The sequence below is a fragment of the Arthrobacter sp. HMSC08H08 genome, assembly GCF_001807575.1.
Lineage (GTDB): Bacteria > Actinomycetota > Actinomycetes > Actinomycetales > Micrococcaceae > Pseudoglutamicibacter > Pseudoglutamicibacter albus.
In genome coordinates, this window is the sequence record NZ_KV789377.1 from 17,831 (window position 1) to 36,136 (window position 18,306).

Below are 18,306 nucleotides of genomic sequence, written 5' to 3' on the forward strand. Positions count from 1 at the left end.
CTCCATCAAGAGTAACCATGAGGGCTTACAGAATGCAGATGCAGGCAGGACGTGACGTGAGGCGTCCCACGCGGACAGGGCCCCACGAGGCAAGTGAGCGGTCTAAGTTCCTTGTATTTCCGGGGTTTTTTGAGCTTCGGCTGGTAACACACGTCAAATAGACCGGTCTATCTTTTACGTGGTACTGGACTGCCGATTTGCACACCCGCCAAAGTCTCGGTAATCTTATGCAGGTCGCCATCGATGAGAACCGATCAGGTGAACATCAGATGAAAACTGAATGCGCCCTTAGCTCAGCTGGATAGAGCGTCTGTCTACGGAACAGAAGGTCAGGGGTTCGAATCCCTTAGGGCGCGCAAATTGTTAGGTCTCGGGACACCGTTCATGCGGTGCCCGAGACCTTTTATATTCTCGGGGGTTTCATCTCCTGGCACACTGCCTTGAATGTTGCTTACTTAAAGGTCTTGAACCGCTCCAGCGCCGCATCGCGCCCGTCAAGCTCAGCCCACACACCATCAAAGTGGAACACACATAACGATGCGGGCGGGTAATGCCCCGCCATGTCCATGACCGCTTGTTCATCTGACTCAGCTGACGCCAACCGCATTGCAGCATCCTGCACCGCAGGCATGTGCCCGACCACAATCAAACGGGACACCGTTTCCGGCACATGATTAATCGCGGCAATCAGGCCCACTGCATCAGTCAGATACAAATCAGCATCGAGATACGCGCTCGGGGCATCCTCGCCCAGCACCGAAGAGAACATCGCATACGTCGCCCTCGTACGCACCGCATCAGACACCAAGGCTGCATCCGGCACGAGCCCCTGCCCCAGCACATACTCCCCCGCCCGGCGCGCTTGCTCGCATCCGAACTCGGTGAGCTGACGCATTCGATCCTCTTGCCCCCACGGAGCCTCAGCTTTTCCGTGACGCATGATCAACAGAGTCTTAGCTGCCATCTGAATCCCTCGCTTGACATCCAACCGAACCACTTACTCAACACCATTAAATGCGAGCGGGGCAAGGCATCAAGCCTCGCCCCGTTCACACCATGGATTGGTTCTATATTAGATGGAGTATTCCGGAACCGCCCACACGGTCACCTCTGGGTGATCATAAAAGCGGTAGCCCTGGCCGCGGACAGTCCGTACCGTATTGGACAGACGCCCGAGCTTGGCGCGCAATCGACGGATATGAACGTCGATCGTACGCTCATTCGGGATCTCGTCGGCGCCGCGCCACAGACTCTCAAGCAGCTCCTCACGCCCCACAGTGCGGGAACCGTTCTCAACGAGGTAGTTCAGAAGTTCAAACTCTTTATGAGTGAGGTTCAGGATGTCGCCGTCGAGCTGCACTTCGCGGCGAGAAAGATCAATCAATACACCCACGGTGTGACGCGCTGGATCAGCGACAGTCGGGACCGCGCGAGCCGGAGCGTTGCCGCTGACAGTTGGGTCGCCCAAGCACTGGCGCACAACGTCGATGTTGCTACCACCGGCGCTTGCGGGCGCCAGCGCTACTGCCGCGTGAGTTTGAGCGTCCGGAACCAGGGTCTGGAGGAACGTCGTGACCTGCGAGGACAAACGCGAAAGCGACGTGCCCGCGTTTGCTGCGGTCTCTTCATCCAGACCCACATAGAGCACGAAACCGCGCGCCGATGTCTCACCGCCGGATTCTGCAGGGTTGTTATGCCTCATAGCTTGACCGGGCATGGGATGCATCCCGTTCTGCCCTTGAGGTACTGGAGCGAGGTTACCCCAGCCGGCCCGACCTAACTCAGCTGCTCGGCGAGCTGCTGCTGCGCGCTTTTGTGCGGCGCGGACAGAGATGTGAACGTATCCGGGGTTGGTGGACATACCTGCTCCTTAGACGCAGCCCCGACACCTTGCCGCCCCGGGGCCCTGCCAACCAAAACTCCAACGCCTAAAAACATACCAATGCGAAAATGACACGATATAACAGAGCGATTTTCACAATGGTCCGAAATTCTGGAACGTTATATGTTTCGGCTCATTTCCTTGTATGACAAGATATTGCTCGCAATATTTCGATATCGCAAGCAAAGTTTATGCAAACGTCTCAGCATGTGAGATACACGCCGATTTTAGTGACGAACCTCACTCCCGGAGGCACTTTGAACCTAAGGCTTTGAATTATCAAAGAGTTTTTGCACACCCACGAACCGGCACTATGCAATCTTCGTCACCATGCAACCCGCAACCTTCAGGCCTCAAGACTGAGAATCAGTGCCGGTTGGTGAATATTGATTCAATCAGTTGCATATAATTCAGATGCTGTCTTGACAAGAAGAAACAGCTGATGTAGAAGCGTTACACAGCATTTACATAGGTTTTCCATAGAATTACCTCACCTCTCTCAGGAAAAGTGGTTACATGAGCACTTCTCGTTTCTCCCCTCAAGAGCTACCGCGCCTTGAACACCCAGACGGTTCCCCTATCCGCGCTCTCGTCGTCGATGACGAGCCAACCCTCGCCGATCTCGTAGCGATGGGAGTCCGCATGCTTGGCTGGGAAGCCACTGTGTGTCACGACGGCCTCGAAGCCGTCCAGATGACCCGTGACGTCAACCCAGACATCGTTGTCCTCGACTGGATGTTGCCAGGAATCGAAGGGCCTGAAGTGCTCAAGCGAATCCGCGGATTCAAGCCTGAACTGCCAGCACTGTTCTTGACAGCGAAGGATTCCGCCAACGAACGAATCGAAGGCCTGGCAGTCGGCGGCGACGACTACGTCACCAAACCCTTCAACCTCGAAGAACTCCTCCTGCGCTTGCACCGTCTTGTGCAACGCTCCGGCGCAGCAAGCGCCGACGAGACCGAAATCGTGGTCGGTGATCTCAGCCTCAACACCGCTTCGCACGAAGTGCACCGCGCTGGCGAAGAGATTCAACTCACCGCAACCGAATTCGACCTTTTGAAATACCTCATGGAGAATGCTCGTCGGGTAGTGTCCAAACCACAGATCCTAGAATCAGTGTGGAACTATGGTTTTGACGGACAAGCTAATATCGTCGAGCTATACATCTCATACTTACGCAAAAAAATTGACACAGGCCGCTCGCCAATGATCCACACCGTTCGCGGAGCTGGTTACGTCCTCAAACCTGGAGCGTGATTATCACGTGCGTCACCGCAAGCGCCACCTAGCACGCAAGAATACGCGCATGTCTTTGCGCGTACGCTTGGTGGTCTTGCTAACCCTGATGCTCGCCGCTGGATCCATGATCATCGGCGGGCTGACGCACACCCTCATGGCCGCAAAGCTGTGGGGGCAGCTCGACTCGAGCCTCGCCGCGACCATCGACCGCGCGACCTCCGCCAGCGGGCACATGCCGGTCACCGACGTAAGCAGCCAGCCCGTTGGAACCGTCGTCGCCCTCGTTGCCGACGGCAAGTTCCGTGCCGGCCCCGAAGTCACCGACTCCGTTACCGGCGAGCCTACAAAGCTCTCAGAAGCCGACCGGAAAACCATCATCACCACAATCGACGAGTTCGAGTACAACCCTCAAAAGACTGAAGGCATCACAGCCACACTCGAGATCGGGGACTACCGGCTCCTCATTGAGCCTGTCGCCTCACGCGATTTGCCAGCATCAACAGTGATGGTCGCAGGACTGCCCGCTAAACGCACCTACGCAACCCTGCGGACGCTCGACCTCACGATGCTGGTGGTCTCCACCATCGGCGTCGTGTTGGTGGGCGCTGTAGGCGGCGCGGCCATACGAGCCACGATGCAGCCGCTCCACCACGTAGTGGATGTCGCGGACTCCATCGCGACCCTCCCCCTCACAGAATCCGATGTTCATGTGGATCAGCGGGTGAACCGTAACCTTGCCAGCAAACCTACAGAGATCGGGCGCCTCGGTGGAGCTCTGAACCGTTTGCTCGACAACGTCGGAGACGCATTAGAGACCCGCGCCGCTTCCGAAATGAAGATGCGCCGCTTCGTGGCCGACGCATCCCACGAACTGCGCACACCACTAGCCTCGATCCGCGGTTACGCCCAGCTGATCCACGTGACCCACGAGCTCACCCCCGACGGGGAACGCTCACTCGAACGCCTGATCGGCCAAACCGAGAACATGACCGAACTGGTCGAGCAGCTCTTGCTTCTGAACCGACTCGAAGAAGGCCACGCCACGACCATCGAAACCGTGGACATGGTCCAAATCGCCGCGAACGTGTACCTGGACTCTCAAGCCGCGTTCGGCGAGCACACATGGGAATTCGACGCGTTCACCGACGGCGACCCCGCCTACGTCGAAGGCGACCCGTCCCAGCTCGCCCGGGTTCTCAGCAACCTTGCCTCCAACGCCGCGAAACACACCAGCGCCGGAACGCAAGTCGACATCACAGTCGGCATCGAACCGACACAGCTCACCCATGTTCCAGCGCTGTTCAACGCAAGCACCACACAAATGCACGCGGAAGAACGGGCACGCTCGCACAACAGCGGCTACGACGTCGTAGTCCGTGTCCACGACACCGGCGAAGGTATCGACCCAGAATTCCTGCCGAAAGTATTCGACCGGCTCGCCCGCGCCGACAAAGCGCGCTCCGGTTCAACATCAACCAGCGGCCTCGGCCTGGCCATCGTCAAAGCGATTGCAGAAGCCCACCAAGGCACCATCAACGTTGAATCAGAGCCCGGCAACACCGTCTTCACCATCCGGCTGCCATACTGCCCACCACCGGCGGCAGGCGCGGCAAAGCACCGCGCTGAAACCACACAGCTCGAAGCGCAAGCCCCAGCTGATGCCCAGGCCGCGATAGAGACGCAAACACCAACCACGGCGCAGTCCCCAGCCACGCGACAGGAACCGAAGGTTCAAGAGCCTGCCAACGCTAAGGAGCCGGTCTATTCGGCGAGGCCGTACAGGCGATCTCCTGCATCGCCGAGACCAGGCACAATGTAGGCGTTCTCATCCAGCCCTTCATCGAGCGCCGCGATGTAGAGGTTGACGCGGTCATCATCGCCGTAGGCCGCGTTCAGGCGCTCAACGCCCTCCGGGGCAGCGATCAAGCAGATACACGTGACTTGATCCGCTCCATGCTCAAAGAGGTAACCGATCGATTCCACGAGGGTTCCGCCGGTAGCCAGCATCGGGTCGATCACGAAAACCTGACGGTTCGACAAATCATCAGGCAGCCGCTCGGCGTACGTGATGATGTCAAGCGTCTCCTCGTTACGAGCCATGCCTAAGAAGCCCACCTCAGCGGTAGGCAACAGCCGCATCATGCCTTCGAGCATCCCCAAACCAGCGCGAAGAATCGGCACGACAAGCGGGGTCGGCTTTGCGAAAGCAACCCCCTTGGTTGTCGCCACAGGCGTCTCAACCGTGACTTCACGGGTGCGGACGTCCCGGGTCGCTTCATACGACAGCAGTGTGACAAGCTCCTCAGTCAACTGCCGGAAAACCGGGGACGGGGTCGTCTTGTCACGCAGAACCGAAATCTTGTGGGCCACGAGCGGGTGCTCAACAACATGTACGCGCATGAAAACAGGATACCGTCCGAGCAACAACGCCGCCGCCACTGCCGAGTACGCGGCGGGAAGATTCATGGTTTACCGTTGTGAACATGCCGATCAAACCACCCGACGGGGCCAACGCATGGATGGGGGCCGCCCTCGAAGAAGCCCGCGCAGCCGCCCAGCACGGCGACATCCCCATCGGCGCGGTCATCGTGGGTCCGGACGGGAGAATCGTTGCCCGCGGCCATAACATCCGCGAACGCGACGGCGATCCGACCGGGCACGCCGAAGTCGTAGCGATCCGTGAAGCCGCACGCGCCCTCGCATCCAACGCCGGCAACCCCACCGGTGGCGACGCTAGCGACAGAGGAGACGACGATGGCGGCGATGGTTGGCGGCTCACTGACTGCACGCTCGTGGTGACGCTTGAACCGTGTCCGATGTGTGCCGGGGCAATCGTGCTCGCCCGCATCCCGCGGGTGATATTTGGTGCATGGGACGAGAAAGCCGGAGCAACCGGCTCCGTGATGGATATTCTGCGGGAGCCGCGGCTGAACCATCGCGCCGAAGTTTTCGCGGGCGTCCAAGCCGGAGAGTGCCAAGAAATACTCCAGGAATTCTTCGCCACAATGCGTAGCGAGCCGTGAACGCTACGTACCGAGACACCACTTCGGTTTGGAAACCGGCCGGGCTATGACATAGAGTGTCCGGAGTTGGTAGCGTGTCCGAGCGGCCGAAGGTGCAACACTCGAAATGTTGTGTGCAGTGACCCTGCACCGTGGGTTCAAATCCCACCGCTACCGCCACAAACAAGAGGTCCCAAGAACACCAGTTCTTGGGACCTCTTGGCTTAATCGATGTCTATCTTATGCACCGTTTGTCTGATGCGCCGCCTGCTTGTCCGCTTTACCTCGCGGCGCGGAAGCCTCTCTTCGCTCGCCCGGTTGATCTCCCGCGACCACCAGTGCGAGCGGGCCCACACATCGACCGAAATCATGATAAACCCGATCGCCGCACCCAACATGGCGCCGCATTGGACATCTGATAGCCAGTGCACACCCATATAGACACGGGAGAACGCCATCGCGAACATGTAAGCCACACCGAGGATCACGGTGGCCCACCGCAGCCAAGTGCGCACTGCCCACCGCAGAACCATTGAGATAGACACACTCACGAGGGCGAACGCGTTCAAAGTATGCCCCGAGGGGAACGACCCGGAATACTCGTAAGGTTGTAGCTGGGTTTCAAGGGGTGGCCGCTGGCGGTTGAACACGTTCTTGATGATCACCGTGGCACTCACCGACAGCGTTGCCGTGAGAGCGAGCATGATCACCGGCCACAGCGACCGTTTGAAATACGCGATAGATCCAGCAAACACGATCATGATGGGCGTGAACACCGGCGTACTACCGATCATGCTGAACACAGGGACGATGTGGGTCCAGGGCTCAGAGCGGGACGCTACGATCCAGTCCAAAATATCTCGGTCCACGGGTAGGCCTGTTGAGTTACGGCCTACATGCCCCAGCAACGTGATGGTAGCTACCAGAGGTATGAGCGCGCTCAACCACAGGATGGAGATGTTCCAACCGGGAAGAGGCACCGGGTGAGGTGCAGGCCGCCCAGATATAGGGCTGAACACTCCGCGGTTGCTCACACGATCACCCCAACCTGTATTGAGGGCTTCAGACTCGTCTTCACTTGGGCCTTCGCCTTGTCTTTCATAGTGGCCTTCACGCTGGTCGATCACCAGGTGATGTCAAGTTCCGTGGTTTCTGGTGCCGGGTCTGTCACCAACCGGCCGCTTAAGTGAACGTCGATACGTTCCCCTTTGACAAGGAACTTCTTCCTTTCGACCCCTTCCGGGATGAATCCGGACAGGGCGGCAACCCGTTGAGAGCCCGGGTTGTTGGCTCTGTAACCTAACTCGAGCCTTTCATATCCTCCGTGATCTAGAGCCCAGTTCGCAACTGTTGCGGCCGCTTGCGAGGTCCAACCACGCTTCCGTGTTGCAGCGTGCATCCAGTACCAGAACCAGCCAACCTTGTTGGCCGCATCGCGGTTTATACCAACAAGCCCCCACAGGCGGTCATTGTCATCCACGACCGCGAACGCGTCCTTGTCATCGCAAGCGTCCGTGGTGTCGCCGGCGGTTTCGGTTGCGGGTTCATCCGTGGTTTCGGGGTCAGCGCTGGAGTCCTCGTTGATGAGCGCGGCTACATAGCGGGCCGCTGAAGCGGCATCGGTGACGTTGCCTTGGCGGATCATCTCTGGGCACGAGGCGAACGCTGCAAGCACCGCATCCGCATCCCCTGCCCGCAAACGGCGAAGACGTGGATGGGTTCCAGGTTCAGGCTCGTGAGAATGACTCATAGGGTTAAGTCTTCCACACGCATGCCAGGATGGTTGTGTGAGTATTAGGGTTCTGGCCGTGGGCCGCAAACATGAGTCGTGGGTTGAAGAAGGCATCGCCCGTTACGAACGCCGGTTGCGCAAGCCGTGGGATGTGCAGTGGGACCTGCTACAGCACAGTTCCAAAGCCGACGATGTTGCACGGGCTGAAGAGTCAGCTCGCCTGCTGAAGAAGATCGGCCACGGCGACTATGTTGTGCTGTTGGATGAGCGCGGGAAGATGCTGAACTCACCTCAGTTAGCGAAGGCGTTGCGTGGCCCGATCGACCAAGGTAAGAGAGTGGTTGTGGTGATTGGTGGCGCTTTCGGTGTTGATCAGAGCGTGCACCAGCGGGCGGACCTCGTATGGTCGCTCTCCAACTTGGTGTTCCCGCACCAGCTTGTGCGGTTAATGCTCGTTGAGCAGGTGTATCGATCACAAGAGATCATGGCCGGTAGCGGATACCACCACGTGTGAGGAAGCCGTGCGGATCTTCCGTTATCCACAACCGCGAACGCTCCGTTATATATCCACAATTTTGATAGGAATGTGGTCTACGGCACGTTCTTGTCTTAGGCTCATATCATGCCTGTCGATGCACCTGGGATGCCGCTTCGTTCGTACCGCATTCACCGTTATGTGAATGCGTTTTGTCCCGTATGCCATGAGGAAGACCCTCATAAACCGCTAGCCCAGGTTGAGCGGCTCACCGGTTGGCTTGCCGAATACCCTGACGGGCAAGTGTGGCTGGAACGCGGTTGCCGCAAACACGGTCTGCAGCGGACGCTGTATGACGAATCCGGTGAGATCCTCACCTATCTTGAGCAGTGGACGGCTCCCACCAAAGTGCATACCCCGGACCTTGAGAACAACTTCCTACCGGTTCCGGAAGCCTACGAATATGGTCTTCCCACGATGCAGACCCAGCACACCTGCATCTTGTTGGAAGACATCACAGACCACTGCAACCTCAAGTGCCCCACGTGCTTTGCGTCCTCTTCCCCTGCTGAGTCCTCTGTTGCTCCGCTCGCGGAAGTCCTCGCCTCCGTCGATACGCGTTTGTCCCGCGAAGAGAACCGTATCGACGTGCTCATGCTCTCGGGCGGCGAACCGACGCTGTATCCGTGGCTTGAGCAGCTCATCGAGGAACTTGCTGCACGCCCGGTAGTCCGGATCCTGCTCAACTCCAACGGACTGCGTATAGCCCAAGACCAGGAATTCGTTGATTTCCTAGCCAAGCACCGCGAGCGCCTCGAAGTGTATTTGCAGTACGACGGCGAAGAGGAATGCTCCGTGCGTTACCACCGCGGCGGGGACATCCGGAAGATCAAGTTCGAGGCCCTGGACCGGTTGTCTGAGGCCGGGATCTTCACAACGCTGACCATGACGGCGGCTTTAGGAGTCAACGACCACGAGATCGGCACCGTGATCCGCCGTGCGCTCGACACCCCGTTCGTGGGTGGCGTGACGATCCAGCCGGTCTTCGGGTCTGGACGTTCCGCGGGCATCGACCCGAACAACCGTTTAACGCATACAGGGGTTCTTGCCCGTCTTGAGGAACAGACTGATGGCCTCGTCACGTGGCGGGACATGACCGCGCTACCGTGTTCCCATCCGCACTGTTGCTCACTGGGATACCTACTCAAAGACGATTCGGGCGAATGGTCTTCACTCACGAGCCTCGTGGGCCTTGAGAAACTGAAAGAGTTCCTTGACCTGAACCCTGACATGATCGCCAACCGCATCGCGGATTCCGGGGTCAATAAGACCCTCAAGAAACAGGTCAAGCAATCACTTCTGGATCTGTTCTCTGAGCAGTCCTCGCTGTCTCACCCGTCGATCGGTTCGCTGTGGCGCGACATCTGTGTGGGGTGTGATCTGGGGATCGGAACGCTCGCCAAGCTCGCGGCTTCTTCCCTGCCGGGGCAACAACACCGGCTACGCCAGTTCATGGGTGAACGCGTCAAACGCATCACGATCAAACCGTTCATGGACATCAACACGATGATCGAAGAACGCCTCACCCAATGCTGTGTACACGTCGCGACAGTGCGTGAAGGCGCCGACGAGGATGGCAACGCGATCCACCAGTGCGCGCCATTCTGCGCTGTGCAGGCGTGGGCTCCGCTAGGTGAACGCCGCATCTCCACCGCCACTGGCAAAGCAGACACCGCAAGCACGCCGGCTCATGACTCCGCTGGCCGGCACCGTCTCCCTGTGTCAGTGAAAGTTCCTGACGGAGTGACACGATGAGGGTGCATCATGACTAATAGGGCACACGAGGCGGAGCATTCGTTCATGACGCCGAACACCCCGGCGTTGAACCAACGTATCACAGACGGGTTGCCGGAACCGGCTCAGCCTTTCGACCCGTTGCGGTTGTGCATCTTCGCCACCATCGCTTTACTGACGTGTATTTTCGGCCCGCTTTCGCTTTTGTTCTTCTCGATTCTTGGGATTCGCGGCTACGCGAAGGCACGTCGCGAAGGCCTCATGAAATCCAAATGCAAACTAGGCGACACTAAACGTGTGATCGCCTACCTCACCACACTTGCCGTGCTCGCAGCAGCGCTCACACCGCTGTGGGTCATGGCATGGATCAAGATAGTGAGCTGACCATGTATCCACATTTATCTGATTTGATCGGGTTCGAACTCATCCCTGGGGTCCCGTTGGATACCCACTCGGTGTTCGTTGCTATCGCATTATTGCTCGGTTCCGTGGTGTTCTGGATTGAGGCGCGCAGACGCGAACGCCTCAACGAACGCACAGGCGTGCTTGTAGTGGGCGCACTGGCTGGTGCCGCCGTGTTCGCTCGTCTTGGCACATGGGCGCAACACCTGGACCCGCGCGAGAATCTGGGCCTCGCAGAGCAGCTAGCTTATGGCAATGCATCCTTCCTGTCTGCGCTGGTGGGTGCGTGGCTTGGCGTCCATGTTGCGAAGAAGATCATCGGTTATAAAGCCCGCAGCGGTGACTTGTTCGCACCGGCTGTGGCGCTTGCGATGGCTTTTGGGCGTTGGGCCTGCTATTTGACGGAGCGGCCGGGAACCCCCACGGGGAGCGACTGGGGTGTTGTGCTCAACGAACAGCAAGGGGCTCACCTGCACACCCCGGCGGGTGTGGGTTTGCATCCGAGCTTCGCTTACGAATCCGCGTTCCATCTGATCGCATTCTGTGTTCTGTGGTTCTGGCTACGGTTCAAACCGATCGCACCGGGTGAAACCCTCACCCTGTATATCGGGACGTACGCGGTATTCCGGTTCTTCGTCGAGTTTGTGCGCGGCAACGAGATCGCCTGGATGGGCCTCACCAGGCCGCAAATGTTCCTGCTCGTGACGATCCCGATCTTCGCGATCCGCATTATCTACCTCATCAAACGCGGCAAACTCTGGGTCACCGAAACCAGCCGTGATGCTGCGGCTGCTCCACGTCTGGCGGCTGTTCACGATGCCGCGGCAGAACACGCTCATGGCCACGTGACGCAACCTGCGCTTGAGGGAGAAACTACCCGTGTGGCAGCACCTGTCCACGCAGGAAACCGCGCGCCTGAAGAAAATGAGGTGCCGGCATGAGCACGAACAACAACACCAACGGCTACGGAGACAGCGAAGACAGCGGCGAACACCACAACGAGAGCAACAACCAGCAGTATGGCATGCCTGGCACTAGCGACGGTTACGGTCCCCCTCGGGATGATGAGCGGGGCAACGATGTGGGCGGATGCGGGCTCATGTTCGCCGGCGCTGTTGTTGGTGTTTTCTTCTCGGTGCTAGTGTCTCCTTTCTTCTTCTTTATGAACCCATTCGTGGGCCCATTGATTCCACCGATAGGGTTCATCCTCATCGGCATCTCCCTAATCCTGAAAAACGAAAAACACAAATCATTCGGATGGGGGCTCATTGCTGGGCCTTTGGCCAGCATCATCATCTTCTTTGGTCCGTGCGCCCTTATGGCCTTTTCATAGGCTCAGAATGTCCACGTATAAAACTCACTCACCAGAAACTCACAGTCTCCCTGCACTCAGTAGGGTTTCCCACAAGGGGTGATCCGTGCACGAAAACATCCACACACCCAAGCAGACCGAGAAACGACATACAGACCGTCGCGGCGCCTACATCGGTTTTGCTATCGGTTTCGTGGCAACCGGCCTCAGTATGTATGTGCCGCCATTCTTCGCTAACGGGGATATTCTTCCCCTCTTGCTCTTGTCCCCGCTCGTCTACGCAATCATCGGCATAACGATAGCCACGCTGAGCTCTCGTAAACGCCTCGGCTGGGGCATCTTCATAGGAACTGTTGCAGGCTTCATCGTTGTCATCGTGCTCCTGCTCTACTTCCTCGGCAACAGTAAAAACTGAATTAGCTAGCACAGCCACTGTTGCATCTAAACCACCGCTATACCTGCTAGATCTCTTTCCACAAAGGTTGAAACATGAACGAGAACAATCCACCTCCCGAACTGCACACCACACCAGCTCCGGCCCACCAAGAAACCCCATCTCCACGCACACCAAAGCAGACCAAACATCGCCGCCTGGCTTTCCGCCGTACTTTCCTCGGGTTGGCTACCGGTTTCGCACTCTTCCTCCTGTACTATCTTCTGTCGCAGCTAGCCATAGGCCACTACGTATTTCTGCTTCCTCTAGTTTCATTTGGAATCCCAGTGATAGGCATACTGATTGCTCTGCTGACGCCTCACAAACACTTCGGTTTGGGTCTATTCGCCGGATTCGCCATACCCTTCGTTGTAATGTTCATATACGGGGCTTACCTGCTCGCCGACTACTTGAACTGGCCTAACTAACACAGCCCCGCCAACACTTACATTTGCTGGGCTTCTTCCCGCGAAGGTTAAAAATGAACGAGAAGAGTACCCCACCCGAGCCACATACCACCCCGTCCCAGGTGCACGAACAAACCATTTCGTCACATGTAGCGGAGCTGGTCGATGAAAATCGCAAAAAACGCCGCAACGTCTACATCGGTGTTGCAGGCTTCTTGATCGGTTTCGTCCCAACCGTCCTCGGCATGCATCTTCCATGGTTCATTGACCCCGGCGAGACTCTTCTCCTAGTCCCCATGGCCCCGTTCATTCTCGGGATCATCGGCCTGCAAACCGCTTTGTTTACTCCTCGAAAGCACCTCGGCTGGGGCATCTTCGCAGGAACGGTGATCGCGTTCATGGCCTCGATCGCATTCTGGAGCTACCTTATAGGCATCAAGTACTAGCTACCAGCGGGGGATAAACTCGTAACGAGTGGCACCACAAACACCTAACACAGAAACCATCCTGGGCCGGTTCTCAGAACCCACCAGCACCTGGTTCAACGGTGCCTTCCCACACCCCACGGCCGCCCAACTCGGCGCCTGGGACTCAATCTCACGCGGCAACCACACGCTCGTCATCGCGCCCACCGGCTCCGGAAAAACACTCTCCGCATTCCTCTGGTCACTCGACCAACTCCTCCACGGGAAACAGCACCAAGCCGCCGGCGAAAAGCCACAGAGCAACAAGACACAGAGCAACAAGACACAGAGCGACAAGACACTGCGCTCAGAGAAAGAAACCAAGAAGAGCCGGAGCAAAAAGAAACGCACCCGGGTCCTCTACATCTCCCCGCTCAAAGCGCTCGGAACCGACGTTGAACGCAACCTCCGCGCGCCCCTCATCGGAATCACCCAAACCGCCAAACACCTCACCCAAGCCGCTGACAACGGCACCACAACCGACATCACCGCAGACAACGCCGTTCTGGACACCAACACCACCCCGGAGATCACGGTAGGGATCCGCACTGGCGACACCCCCGTCAACCAGCGCCGCAAACTCATTTCCAGCCCGCCGGATATCCTCATCACCACCCCGGAATCCCTCTACCTCATGCTGACCTCCAAAGCGCGGGAGACCCTCAGCAACGTAGAGACCGTCATCATCGACGAAGTCCACGCACTCGCCTCAACCAAACGCGGCGCCCACCTCGCCGTCTCACTTGAACGCCTCGATAGCCTCCTGGCCAAACCCGCTCAACGCATCGGGCTTTCAGCCACAGTGGAACCGCGCCAAGAGGTTGCCCGCTTCCTGGGCGGAAACCAGCCAGTCACGATCGTCGCCCCGCCAGCAGAGAAAACCTGGGACCTCCGCGTCACCGTCCCCGTGCCTGACCTCTCAGACCTCGCGACCGCACCCGCACCCCAAACAGGCCTACCCACCGACGTCGCCAGCGCAAGCATCTGGCCCCACATCGAAGAACGCGTGCTCAGCCTCATCCGCGCCCACCGCTCCACCATCGTGTTCGTCAACTCACGGCGGCTCGCAGAAAAACTCACCACCGCACTCAACGAACTCAACACCCGCCACGAAAACGAACGCACCGGCACAGAAACACCTGTGCCGGACATCGTGATGGCCCACCACGGCTCCGTATCCAAAGAACGCCGCGCCGCGATCGAAGAATCCCTCAAAACTGGGGCGCTCACATGCGTCGTGGCGACCAGCTCGCTCGAACTCGGTATCGACATGGGCGACGTCGACCTCGTCATCCAGATCGAATCCCCCGGCGCCGTATCCGCCGGACTGCAACGCGTAGGCCGAGCCGGCCACCACGTCGGCGCCGAATCCCACGGCCACTTCTTCCCCAAACACCGCAACGACCTCGTCTCCACCACCATCACCGTGCAACGCATGCGCGAAGGACTCATCGAAACCATGGCGATCCCCGCCAACCCACTCGACGTCCTTGCACAACACACCGTCGCAGCCGCAGCCCTAGACACCCTCGACGTCGAAACCTGGTACGACACCCTCCGCCGCAGCGCCCCCTACGCATCCCTACCCCACTCCGCCTACATCGCCGTGCTCGACCTTCTCGCCGGCAAATACCCCTCCGCCGACTTCGCGGAACTGCGGCCCCGCATCATCTGGGACCGCGACGAAGGCACCATCACCGCCCGCCCCGGCGCGCAACGCCTCGCCGTCACCAGCGGCGGAACCATCCCAGACCGCGGACTCTTCGGCGTATTCCTCGCCGACGGCGACCAAGCCGGAACCGGCAACAAACGCGTAGGCGAACTCGACGAAGAAATGGTCTACGAAACCAGGATCGGCGAAGTCATCCAACTCGGTGCCAGCGCGTGGCGCATCCAAGACATCACATTCGACCGCGTCCTCGTCACCCCAGCCGCCGGAGAACCCGGCAAGCTACCGTTCTGGCACGGCGACGACCTCAGCCGCCCCGCCGAACTCGGCCAAGCACTAGGCGCATTCCAAGCCCGCATCGCACACCAACCCGAAACTGAAACCCACACCGAACTCACCAACACGGGGCTCGACGAATGGGCCGCGACCAACCTCATCCGCTACATCAAAGTACAGGAACAAGCCACCGGGCGCGTACCCAGCGACACTCACCTTGTGATCGAGCGTTTCAAAGACGAACTCGGCGACTGGCGGCTCATACTGCACTCGCCGTGGGGTAAAGCCGTCCACGCGCCATGGGCGCTCGCGGTCGCCGCCCGGATCGAGGAACGCTACGGACTCGACGGGTCCGCGATGGCAGCCGACGACGGCATCGTCGTGCGGCTACCGCTCGCCGAAGACGAACCACCCGGGGCCGAAATCTTCATCTTCGAACCCGAGGAACTTGAAGAGATCGTGACCGAACGCGTCGGCGGTTCCGCGCTCTTCGCCGCCCGCTTCCGTGAATGCGCTGCCCGCGCCCTCCTGCTGCCCCGCCGCGACCCGGGCCGCCGCACACCGCTATGGCAACAACGGCAAAGAGCCGCCCAGCTACTCGCTGTAGCGGCGAAGCATCCGACGTTCCCCATCGTCATGGAAACCGTGCGGGAAGTCCTCCAAGACGTCTACGACATGCCGGCACTGCGGGTGCTCACCCAGAAGCTTGCGTCCCGCGCGGTGCGCATCACCGAAGTAGAGACCCGCGAACCCTCGCCGTTCGCGCAAAGCCTCCTGTTCGGGTACGTCGCCCAATTCCTGTATGAAGGCGACTCCCCGCTCGCGGAACGCCGCGCTGCCGCGCTCAGCCTGGACCCCAAACTGCTCAACGAAATCCTGGGCCGCGGCGAACTACGCGAACTGCTCGATGCGGACATCATCGCCGCTGTCGAAGCCGAAGCCCAACGCCTCACACCATCACGACGCGCGTGGGGGCTCGAAGGCGCCGCGGACCTCCTGCGGGTGCTCGGCCCACTCAGCACAGAGGAGCTCGCGGCCCGCCTCAACCCACCGGATGGCGGCACGGCTTCCGCACCGCACGTTCCAGCACCGCACGCTTCGGTTGAGGACGCGGCGGCGTGGGCTGACGAGCTCGTGGCTCAGCGGCGTGCACTCAAGCTCAGGGTCCGCGGGGCTGAGGTTTATGCCGCGATCGAAGACGCGGCACGCCTCCGAGATGCGCTCGGCATCCCGCTACCTATGGGTGTCCCGGTCGCGTTCCTCGAACCGTTCGAAGCGCCGCTGGAAGACCTCGTGCTCCGCTATGCCCGCACCCACGGCCCCTTCACCACAGAACAAGCCGCGCGTACGCTGGGGCTGGCCAACGCCGTCGTAGTCCAAACTCTGCGCAGGCTGGTGCAGGACAATCGCGTCGAAGCTGGCGAGTTCACACCCGGACGTACCGGCGGCGAGTGGTGCGACATCGAGATTCTGCGCCGCATCCGCGCCCGCACGCTCGCCGCCCTTCGTAGCGAAGTCGAACCCACCCCGCAAGACGCCTACGCCCGGTTCCTGCTCGACTGGCAAGATGTCGCAGCAGGCGCAGGACAAGGTATGCGGCACGGCGCTGACACGTTGCGTGGCGTGGACGGCGTCTACACCGTGATTGAGCAACTGGCCGGTGTCCCGTTGCCGGCGAGCGCGTGGGAGTCCTACGTGTTCCCGGCCCGCGTGGCGGATTATGCGCCGGCGATGCTCGAGGAGCTCCTCGCTTCCGGTGATGTTGTGTTCTCCGGAGCGGGAGCGCTCGCTGCTGATGACGGTTGGATCGCTTTTCACACCACCGACACAGCCGCGCTTTCGTTGCCGTTAGCGATGCCCGATGCGGTGGCCGCCAGCGCGGACGCAACCGGCGTAGCCGATGTAACGGACGCAACCGCCGCAACCTATGCAACGGACGCAACCGACCCAGCCGCCCCATCTACCCCAGCCGGCGCGGCCGTCCCATCCGACGCGGCCGCGCACTCGACTGTTCATGAGCGTGTGCTTGAGGTTCTTGGTTCCGGTGGCGCGTTTTATGTGGGTCAGATTGCGCAGGCGTTAGCCGCCGATGGTGGGGATCCGGTTGCGGAGTCTGTTGTGGGTTCGGTTTTGTGGGATTTGTTGTGGTCTGGCCGGGTCACGAATGATTCGTTCTTGCCGGTTCGATCGCTGTTGTCGCAGGGTAAGGCGACGCATCAGTCTCGTTCACGTGCGCGTGCCCGGACCGCGCGGGTGGGGCGCGCTGGTTTGCGTGGTTTGCGGTCGATGTCCGTGTCCAAGCCGGCTGTGTTGTCGACGGCTGAGCGGTTGAATGCGGGCAGGTGGGCTACGTTGCCTGCCCCGGAGACGGACCCGACGCTGTTGGCTGCCGCTCGCGCCGAGATGCTGTTGGCCCGCTACGGGGTCGTCACGAAGGGCGGGGCCTCAGTTGAGGGCGCTAGTTTCGGAACGCTGTATAAGGTTTTCCAGCGGCGTGAGGAGACCGGGACGGTTCGCCGCGGCTATTTCGTGGAGAAACTCGGGGCGGCCCAGTTCGCGTTGTCGGGGACGGTAGACCGGCTACGTGAATTTGTCCGCGACAACGATGCACCCGCCGCTGCCCCGTCCGCAACCTTTGCCACGGGCACACCTGCATACACTGCGGTGACGCTCGCGGCGACTGATCCCGCGAACCCTTTCGGCGGGGTTCTGCCGTGGCCAGACCCGCCCGCGAAAGCACGACCGGGCCGGAAGGCTGGTGCCCTCGTGGTCATGGTGGATGGTCACGCGGCACTGTATGTGGAGCGGGGTGGTCGGACCGTCATTTCGTGGATCGATGAGCTCGCGCACCATCTCACTACCGCAAGCGGCGCGGTGCCTGCCAGCGCATCGGCGGCCGATGTGCAGTCAGCGTTGACCTCGATCGTTGCAGTCTCACTGGTTGAGGCGTTGCGGCGTGCCCGGTCGCAGGTCATCACGCTCCAGAAGGTCAACGGCGAAGACATCCTGGGCACGAATCTGGCTGCGGCGCTCCTCGGGGCAGGGTTCTCTTCACTGCCGTCGGGCGTGCGATTCCGCCCGGATTTCTGAGAACTCGGCAGTTCCAAAGCAGTAGAGGTATAGGATCGGACCTATCCGAACACCGCCTAGACCTGACGTGGGACCCCGTGACGACTTGGTACGAGATACGGCTCTGTTGCAAAGATTGGCGGCAGTCAG

17 protein-coding genes and 2 tRNA genes are annotated in these 18,306 nt (G+C 59.8%); 14 read left to right on the forward strand and 5 right to left on the reverse strand.

Annotated features, from left to right (window positions below):
* Nucleotides 1-282: 282 nt before the first annotated feature.
* A tRNA-Arg gene (locus HMPREF3175_RS02815) sits at nt 283-356 on the forward strand.
* Between the two features lie 95 nt (nt 357-451).
* Here HMPREF3175_RS02815 and HMPREF3175_RS02820 read toward each other — a convergent pair.
* Nucleotides 452-964 carry a SixA phosphatase family protein gene (locus HMPREF3175_RS02820; RefSeq protein ID WP_070490606.1) on the reverse strand — a complete coding sequence of 171 codons (513 nt, stop codon included), beginning with the start codon at nt 962-964 and terminating at the stop codon, nt 452-454.
* A gap of 108 nt (nt 965-1,072) precedes the next feature.
* Nucleotides 1,073-1,861 carry a winged helix-turn-helix domain-containing protein gene (locus tag HMPREF3175_RS02825; RefSeq protein WP_070490607.1) on the reverse strand — a complete coding sequence of 263 codons (789 nt, stop codon included), beginning with the start codon at nt 1,859-1,861 and terminating at the stop codon, nt 1,073-1,075.
* 537 nt (nt 1,862-2,398) lie between these two features.
* On the opposite strand from HMPREF3175_RS02825, the gene HMPREF3175_RS02830 reads away from it, so the two are divergent.
* Nucleotides 2,399-3,139 (forward strand): response regulator transcription factor, encoded by a 741-nt coding sequence (locus HMPREF3175_RS02830; protein WP_035754796.1) that lies wholly within the window; start codon nt 2,399-2,401, stop codon nt 3,137-3,139.
* 49 nt (nt 3,140-3,188) lie between these two features.
* Nucleotides 3,189-4,940: a sensor histidine kinase gene (locus tag HMPREF3175_RS02835; protein WP_070490608.1), complete on the forward strand. Its 1,752-nt coding sequence runs from the start codon at nt 3,189-3,191 to the stop codon at nt 4,938-4,940.
* Here the strand turns inward: HMPREF3175_RS02835 and upp are convergent.
* Nucleotides 4,883-5,521 carry a uracil phosphoribosyltransferase gene (gene upp, locus HMPREF3175_RS02840; RefSeq protein WP_035754803.1) on the reverse strand — a complete coding sequence of 213 codons (639 nt, stop codon included), beginning with the start codon at nt 5,519-5,521 and terminating at the stop codon, nt 4,883-4,885. The genes HMPREF3175_RS02835 and upp overlap by 58 nt on opposite strands.
* A gap of 83 nt (nt 5,522-5,604) precedes the next feature.
* Between upp and HMPREF3175_RS02845 the strand changes: the two genes are divergently transcribed.
* Nucleotides 5,605-6,144 (forward strand): nucleoside deaminase, encoded by a 540-nt coding sequence (locus tag HMPREF3175_RS02845; protein WP_035754801.1) that lies wholly within the window; start codon nt 5,605-5,607, stop codon nt 6,142-6,144.
* Between the two features lie 68 nt (nt 6,145-6,212).
* Nucleotides 6,213-6,303 (forward strand) — tRNA-Ser (locus tag HMPREF3175_RS02850).
* A 44-nt stretch (nt 6,304-6,347) separates the two neighbouring features.
* Here the strand turns inward: HMPREF3175_RS02850 and HMPREF3175_RS02855 are convergent.
* Together HMPREF3175_RS02855 and HMPREF3175_RS02860 are read right to left on the reverse strand one after the other, a co-directional pair.
* Nucleotides 6,348-7,067 (reverse strand): phosphatase PAP2 family protein, encoded by a 720-nt coding sequence (locus HMPREF3175_RS02855; protein WP_141742452.1) that lies wholly within the window; start codon nt 7,065-7,067, stop codon nt 6,348-6,350.
* A 179-nt stretch (nt 7,068-7,246) separates the two neighbouring features.
* Nucleotides 7,247-7,873 carry a GNAT family N-acetyltransferase gene (locus tag HMPREF3175_RS02860; protein WP_070490610.1) on the reverse strand — a complete coding sequence of 209 codons (627 nt, stop codon included), beginning with the start codon at nt 7,871-7,873 and terminating at the stop codon, nt 7,247-7,249.
* A 37-nt stretch (nt 7,874-7,910) separates the two neighbouring features.
* Here HMPREF3175_RS02860 and HMPREF3175_RS02865 point away from each other — a divergent pair, with 37 nt between their 5' ends.
* From HMPREF3175_RS02865 to HMPREF3175_RS02905, 9 genes are all read left to right on the forward strand, one after another.
* Nucleotides 7,911-8,369: a 23S rRNA (pseudouridine(1915)-N(3))-methyltransferase RlmH gene (locus HMPREF3175_RS02865; RefSeq protein WP_070490611.1), complete on the forward strand. Its 459-nt coding sequence runs from the start codon at nt 7,911-7,913 to the stop codon at nt 8,367-8,369.
* Nucleotides 8,370-8,477: 108 nt separating this feature from the next.
* Nucleotides 8,478-10,145, forward strand: a complete 1,668-nt coding sequence (locus tag HMPREF3175_RS02870; RefSeq protein WP_256276251.1) for a radical SAM protein — start codon at nt 8,478-8,480, stop codon at nt 10,143-10,145.
* Nucleotides 10,146-10,154: 9 nt separating this feature from the next.
* Nucleotides 10,155-10,508, forward strand: a complete 354-nt coding sequence (locus HMPREF3175_RS02875) for a hypothetical protein (protein WP_256276252.1) — start codon at nt 10,155-10,157, stop codon at nt 10,506-10,508.
* The gene (locus tag HMPREF3175_RS02880; protein WP_256276253.1) at nt 10,487-11,467 is read left to right on the forward strand and encodes a prolipoprotein diacylglyceryl transferase; all 981 of its coding nucleotides are present in this window, start codon (nt 10,487-10,489) and stop codon (nt 11,465-11,467) included. Before HMPREF3175_RS02875 ends, HMPREF3175_RS02880 begins: the two co-directional genes overlap by 22 nt.
* The gene (locus tag HMPREF3175_RS02885) at nt 11,464-11,859 is read left to right on the forward strand and encodes a hypothetical protein (RefSeq protein ID WP_070490613.1); all 396 of its coding nucleotides are present in this window, start codon (nt 11,464-11,466) and stop codon (nt 11,857-11,859) included. The genes HMPREF3175_RS02880 and HMPREF3175_RS02885 overlap by 4 nt, the downstream gene beginning before the upstream one ends.
* An 85-nt stretch (nt 11,860-11,944) precedes the next feature.
* Nucleotides 11,945-12,253, forward strand: a complete 309-nt coding sequence (locus tag HMPREF3175_RS02890) for a hypothetical protein (protein ID WP_035756419.1) — start codon at nt 11,945-11,947, stop codon at nt 12,251-12,253.
* 74 nt (nt 12,254-12,327) lie between these two features.
* Nucleotides 12,328-12,699: a hypothetical protein gene (locus tag HMPREF3175_RS02895; protein WP_070490614.1), complete on the forward strand. Its 372-nt coding sequence runs from the start codon at nt 12,328-12,330 to the stop codon at nt 12,697-12,699.
* A gap of 53 nt (nt 12,700-12,752) precedes the next feature.
* The gene (locus HMPREF3175_RS02900) at nt 12,753-13,124 is read left to right on the forward strand and encodes a hypothetical protein (protein WP_035756420.1); all 372 of its coding nucleotides are present in this window, start codon (nt 12,753-12,755) and stop codon (nt 13,122-13,124) included.
* 28 nt (nt 13,125-13,152) lie between these two features.
* On the forward strand, nt 13,153-18,177 hold the full coding sequence (locus tag HMPREF3175_RS02905; RefSeq protein ID WP_070490615.1) for an Lhr family ATP-dependent helicase: 5,025 nt from the start codon (nt 13,153-13,155) through the stop codon (nt 18,175-18,177).
* Nucleotides 18,178-18,306: the final 129 nt, after the last annotated feature.

Bases quoted from the DNA above. Each gene is read 5' to 3' on its own strand.
- HMPREF3175_RS02870 (WP_256276251.1), top strand. From the start codon at position 8,478: ATGCCTGTCGATGCACCTGGGATGCCGCTTCGTTCGTACCGCATTCAC.
- HMPREF3175_RS02825 (WP_070490607.1), bottom strand. From the start codon at position 1,861: ATGTCCACCAACCCCGGATACGTTCACATCTCTGTCCGCGCCGCACAA.
- HMPREF3175_RS02880 (WP_256276253.1), top strand. From the start codon at position 10,487: ATGGATCAAGATAGTGAGCTGACCATGTATCCACATTTATCTGATTTG.
- HMPREF3175_RS02835 (WP_070490608.1), top strand. From the start codon at position 3,189: ATGTCTTTGCGCGTACGCTTGGTGGTCTTGCTAACCCTGATGCTCGCC.
- HMPREF3175_RS02885 (WP_070490613.1), top strand. From the start codon at position 11,464: ATGAGCACGAACAACAACACCAACGGCTACGGAGACAGCGAAGACAGC.
- HMPREF3175_RS02860 (WP_070490610.1), bottom strand. From the start codon at position 7,873: ATGAGTCATTCTCACGAGCCTGAACCTGGAACCCATCCACGTCTTCGC.
- HMPREF3175_RS02900 (WP_035756420.1), top strand. From the start codon at position 12,753: ATGAACGAGAAGAGTACCCCACCCGAGCCACATACCACCCCGTCCCAG.
- upp (WP_035754803.1), bottom strand. From the start codon at position 5,521: ATGCGCGTACATGTTGTTGAGCACCCGCTCGTGGCCCACAAGATTTCG.
- HMPREF3175_RS02845 (WP_035754801.1), top strand. From the start codon at position 5,605: ATGCCGATCAAACCACCCGACGGGGCCAACGCATGGATGGGGGCCGCC.
- HMPREF3175_RS02875 (WP_256276252.1), top strand. From the start codon at position 10,155: ATGACTAATAGGGCACACGAGGCGGAGCATTCGTTCATGACGCCGAAC.
- HMPREF3175_RS02895 (WP_070490614.1), top strand. From the start codon at position 12,328: ATGAACGAGAACAATCCACCTCCCGAACTGCACACCACACCAGCTCCG.
- HMPREF3175_RS02830 (WP_035754796.1), top strand. From the start codon at position 2,399: ATGAGCACTTCTCGTTTCTCCCCTCAAGAGCTACCGCGCCTTGAACAC.
- HMPREF3175_RS02820 (WP_070490606.1), bottom strand. From the start codon at position 964: ATGGCAGCTAAGACTCTGTTGATCATGCGTCACGGAAAAGCTGAGGCT.